This window comes from Haladaptatus ordinarius (assembly GCF_054177595.1).
Genome location: NZ_JBPEHH010000184.1, coordinates 1 through 4633, shown reverse-complemented (window position 1 = coordinate 4633; position 4633 = coordinate 1). Strand labels below are relative to the sequence as shown.

The 4633-nt window shown below is 50.1% G+C and carries 6 protein-coding genes and 1 pseudogene; 4 read left to right on the top strand and 3 right to left on the bottom strand.

Annotated elements, in window-relative coordinates; translation table 11 throughout:
* Positions 1-674 precede the first annotated feature (674 nt).
* The 3 genes from ACR3FF_RS25755 to ACR3FF_RS25745 all read left to right on the top strand — a co-directional run bounded on the left by ACR3FF_RS25755 (position 675) and on the right by ACR3FF_RS25745 (position 2427).
* Positions 675-983 (top strand): hypothetical protein, encoded by a 309-nt coding sequence (locus ACR3FF_RS25755; protein WP_069451527.1) that lies wholly within the window; start codon positions 675-677, stop codon positions 981-983.
* A gap of 162 nt (positions 984-1145) precedes the next feature.
* Positions 1146-1493 carry a hypothetical protein gene (locus ACR3FF_RS25750; RefSeq protein WP_139136152.1) on the top strand — a complete coding sequence of 116 codons (348 nt, stop codon included), beginning with the start codon at positions 1146-1148 and terminating at the stop codon, positions 1491-1493.
* A 280-nt stretch (positions 1494-1773) separates the two neighbouring features.
* Positions 1774-2427 carry a thermonuclease family protein gene (locus tag ACR3FF_RS25745; RefSeq protein WP_083252577.1) on the top strand — a complete coding sequence of 218 codons (654 nt, stop codon included), beginning with the start codon at positions 1774-1776 and terminating at the stop codon, positions 2425-2427.
* Positions 2428-2552: 125 nt separating this feature from the next.
* Here the strand turns inward: ACR3FF_RS25745 and ACR3FF_RS25740 are convergent, their stop codons facing one another.
* The gene (locus ACR3FF_RS25740) at positions 2553-3017 is read right to left on the bottom strand and encodes a hypothetical protein (RefSeq protein ID WP_458190947.1); all 465 of its coding nucleotides are present in this window, start codon (positions 3015-3017) and stop codon (positions 2553-2555) included.
* A gap of 531 nt (positions 3018-3548) precedes the next feature.
* Between ACR3FF_RS25740 and ACR3FF_RS25735 the strand changes: the two genes are divergently transcribed.
* Complete coding sequence (locus tag ACR3FF_RS25735; protein ID WP_458190946.1) at positions 3549-3812, top strand: hypothetical protein; 264 nt, start codon at positions 3549-3551, stop codon at positions 3810-3812.
* 316 nt (positions 3813-4128) lie between these two features.
* On the opposite strand, the gene ACR3FF_RS25730 is transcribed toward ACR3FF_RS25735, so the two are convergent.
* Positions 4129-4533 (bottom strand): SprT-like domain-containing protein, encoded by a 405-nt coding sequence (locus ACR3FF_RS25730; RefSeq protein ID WP_458190945.1) that lies wholly within the window; start codon positions 4531-4533, stop codon positions 4129-4131.
* A gap of 13 nt (positions 4534-4546) precedes the next feature.
* Positions 4547-4633 (bottom strand): annotated as a pseudogene (locus tag ACR3FF_RS25725) (IS5/IS1182 family transposase); the annotation flags it as partial.

The following is a 4633-nucleotide window of genomic DNA, read 5'->3' as shown; positions in this document are numbered from 1 at the left end:
CCGAGTCCGAAAGAACACCGTCTGGCTGAGGGATATTGAACACATTCACTCAACCAGACATCTTCCTAATTAGACTAACGCTTTAGCTTCAGTTCTCACATCGGTTGGGAAGTACCGAATATGAGAGTGGCCGTCTTCCGCAGAACGCACGAGGAGGCGGCAGTGAACAGCACTGCCAGACTGTCCACAGGAAGTCAAGGCACCGTGCCTGGGAGGGAAGAGTACAGTACGTTGGACTGTCCAAGCTGAGCAGCACGGGAGAGATGAGCCGGCTAGAGCCCGGTGGACTGTCCTCTGCGTACTAACAGGAGAGTGTTAGGTGTAGTGATAGTGGGACTGTCGAGTGAGCGCTATTACAACGGAACTCTGGTGTATCACCAGCGGGACTGTCAGGGGCAGGGTTGACTGTTTATCCAGTGAAAAGCAGATGAAAACCGCTGTGTTTCAGTTGGGAGGGCACCCGTGTGTTTCTGCCGACCGACTGTCCAGTGGTCACGAGGAGCGGTTATTCGCTCGGCGTCGAGCGTTCGTCACTAGCACTGGTAGTGGTCGATGTGTTGTTGAGCTATGGCTTGAGCTCGTTCATGGTGCATCTACAGTCGGCGTCTATTGACTGTAGCAACAAGAACTCGAATTACACATAGATTTATCCATAACTAAAGTAATTACTCTACATGGAAGTATTTGAAGATCAACGTCACAAAGAACAGACCGCCGGATTCATCGGTTTACTGGTTGCAGGCTTGTTTCTCTGGCGAACACTCTCTGCATACGCGATGCAATGGCAAGGGTTGTTTCGCATGCCGTCGGGACTTTGGTTTGTCATTACGACCACGACCTGCCTTGCGCTCTTGATCTGGTCCGTCGGGCATCTTACTGGTGACTATCGGCACAACCAGCTCTACTCCCGCCTGATCGGCATTCTCTCCAGTCTCGCCGTCGGAAGTATCCTCGTCTTCATCGGCTATATTTTCGCGCAATAGCTAGCACTGCCGTCTCTAGCAGAGATTTTCGGATTGCTTCACGGGTGTGCAGTCAGATTGGCTGTGCCGGTCATCATTCGCCACCCCCAACGTTGAACTTTTGGCTGGATATAGACGCTATCAATAGCAATAGATTTGTTTAATGTTGTTTTCGTTATTGATATGGTTTCCCGCAAAACTCGTCTGCGATATATCCCATACGGGCTGATTGTTATCGGTCTCGTTGCTGTGTGGTATGGTTATTTTGAACGCCTCACTGTGCTTCTAGTCGGTGCGACAGCCATTCTCGGAGGAGGATATACTATTGCTCGTGGATACTCTGCAACTAGTCTTGTGCTGATGTTTGGGGGACTGGCCCTCAGCGGTGTGCTTGGATTTGTCTACACACTTTTGAGTGACGGAGTCACGATCTCGGCTATCGCATTTCTCTTACTCGGCATTGCAGCAGGCATTCGAGCCAGGCAATATTGGCAGGTTCGTCCATGGAAGCCAGAAGATAGTGGTTGGTAGATTCATTACTCCTGCTCACTGTTTTACAACCGGTCGTGTCTGACCAATAGGAATACAGCAAACACATTTGTCAGCAGTGACGGTTGTATGTGTCTGCACTGTCTCGAGGATGATCTACGCATTGTATCGAACAGGGTTAATAGAGATCAGCGCAATCAAAGGGAATGATATAGACTGCCAACGGACGCTGCCTTTTCACTAGTATCACGGAAAAGAGCATAAAGCATCACAATCATTCGACATCCCCAATGTTGAACTAAACAGAGCAACCATCTCCAATATGCAGCGATCCCTCCCTCTTTTCGGACTTGTCCTGATTATCATCCTCGCAGGCTGTCTCGGTGGGCTTGGATTCGGTGGTAGTAGTAACGCCACAACAACGACGAGAATAGAAACACAGACGACCTCGATCGCTAGCACGACAATAGCCTCGGCGGAACCAACTATTGCGACAACGACAACCGCAGAACCCCAGTCGGAGGCACGGACGCAGACGACGTATCTACGGCAACCAACGACCGCGAATATTGATACTCCAGAGAATAGCGAGCGCTTCCAAGCACGTGTAACCAAAGTCGTCGATCCAACAACACTCAAGATCAAACACGATGGGAAGAACCGCACTGTTGATTTGATCGGTGTGAGCGTCCCTGAGAGCAGTTCCATCCATAAGAAGGCAGTTCGCTATACGAAGTCGCAATTGGATCATCAGGTGGTGACAGTCGTCTCTGATCCACAGGTGGAAACAGACGACGGCCACATGCAAGCGTACGTCTACATCGGGAATTTTATGTTCAACACGGATTTGGTTCGTATCGGTTATGCTCGTGTGCCAGACATACAGTTCAGCAAACGCCAGGAATTCATGCGCAAACAACAGCTGGCCAAACAACGCAACTATGGCCGCTGGAACACGACCGCGACAGCAGCTTAATCACCCTCAGTCGACGAACATTTTGTATTGAACATTTATTGCTGGGAGGTTCACTAAGCAGGTATGGGGACACCTGATCTCGAGTGATTAGGTGAGAAACGCCGTTGCTACCGACAGAGCACCAACTATGGTCGCCGAACTGTTACTGACTTCGCAGATGAGCCAGTTTGCTTGACTCTGACCGTTGTCGGCAGTTGCTCTTTCATTGTCACCACTAATCGATAGGCATCAGCACTCTCATCACCAGTACAACTCCCACTAAACCAGGATGATGTATCGGTACTCCCAACTTTCACAGTGAGTGTCTGGGATGTTTCGGAGTATGAAACATCCTTGAGATCTGCCTTGTTGCACGTACTTGACCCAACAAAGAGTGCTCCACGAACGATCACCTGCTTCGACTCCGGTTTGAAAGAGACAATTGGTTGTTCGGTTGGCCCAGGGAAGTCGGTGGTCCTATCAAAGCTTGATTCATAGATGGTGAATTCATAATCCGCAATGGAGTCAAATCCCTCAGCAGTACCTCCGATATTGAGACAGCCACTACCGAGTGCGAGGGCAGTCACAGAGAGGAATACACGGCGTTTCATAGCGAGATATCTGTGTAGTCAAGAATAAGCTTCGTGATGAGTGAAATACTCATTTAACACTATTCTCTCACTTGTCGTCGCATCGGCATTCAGAACACCGCCACTCGATGTCGTGTCTGCCAAGGCATAACGTAAAGCCATCTACACACCTCTTAGAAACTATGAATAACCACACATCACCCGCAACCCGATCCGCATGGACAGCCCGATCAACGCTCGTGCTCTTTGGGTTTCTCGCACTTACATCACAACTCCCTGCCGTCGTTGATATCTACAGCAATATAGTCTTTCGATTGCTCTTCATACCGGCGTATCTTGTTTCACTTCTCGTCTATGAAGGACTTGGGATCGAACACATCATCTATGCTTTTGATGGGGTATTTCCAGGCGAACAAACTGCTCTATGGGAGGTAGGACAGATTGTCACGTATTATCTGTTTGCTGTGAGTGCCACATGGCTTGGACGGTGGCTCGAAACCCACAAACAGAAGCCGAATCATCAAACGTCGAGTAACAAAGGAGGGTAACTCCATGACAGTTCGCTACACCATCGCAGCAGCGTTCCTGTTGGTCGGTATTCTGTTAGTAGTCATGAATCTGCTTAGTCCGCCACAAGTGACTGCAATGGGCTGTTCGGAAACATACACGGGTCCAGACACACCTCCTGAACGTCACTGTACAAAAACGACGGGTATTGCGACAGGGCAGTTAGTGTATGTCTTGGGAATCGGCGCTGGTGCGATTGGGATTGGCTATGCGCTCGTTTTTAGCGATCAATTCTTTGACCGGATTTGAATTGAGTATCTGTATTGCAAGTTGATTAGCGTCAATCTCGTTGGCCCGTGTTCTCTAAGACGATCGCAAGTTTTCTACGGAGTGTGTCCAACTGGGGTGTCTCACGGGTTACGGGAGACACTACCGAGCAAAACGTCAACGATAGTCGCCAGCCAGATAGATATGGAGATACGAGGGTTAGTATGAGCTACTAACCAGAACTGGCTCTAAGCCCGAAGCACTGAGTGATAAAATATACACAAGCAGAAATCAGCAGTTCGCGAAAATCTTCCTCGTATCTACTCCTTGTCGCGAGAACCACTTAAACGAGAATTGGTTAGTGGCCGTCGCACTCCTCGACACGGAGTGAACCACCGCACTCACTACAGCTGTACTGCTCCGGGTTGCGCACTGTTTTCGAGCGTCGATACCGGGCACTCCGACCGCCGCAGCCCTTGCAGACGAGCCACCACTTGGGTGCAGTGAAGCGTTCGCAGTGTTGCGAGGTGTCGAGGCAGTCTGTCCAGCGGGTGAACGTTGCTCCGTGATCTGCGTCACCGAACTCGTGATACTGCCATGCGTGAACGAGTTCGTGCCGGACGGTTTCGCTGAATTGTTTGCATCCGTGTTGTTGGTAAGCCGTCCAAGTCAGTGCAATCGTGACTGCTTCTGTTGCAGGATCGTACTTCGTGACGCCCGCCTGTCGCTGAGTATGCTTTGAGGGGCTGTGTTGAATCGCCATACAGCAATGGAATTCATTGTTTCACGGCTCGCTTGATGTTATAGACCACACACATCAGCACGATTTCTCGGAACTCACGAAACCAGGATCGCGCTCGCAC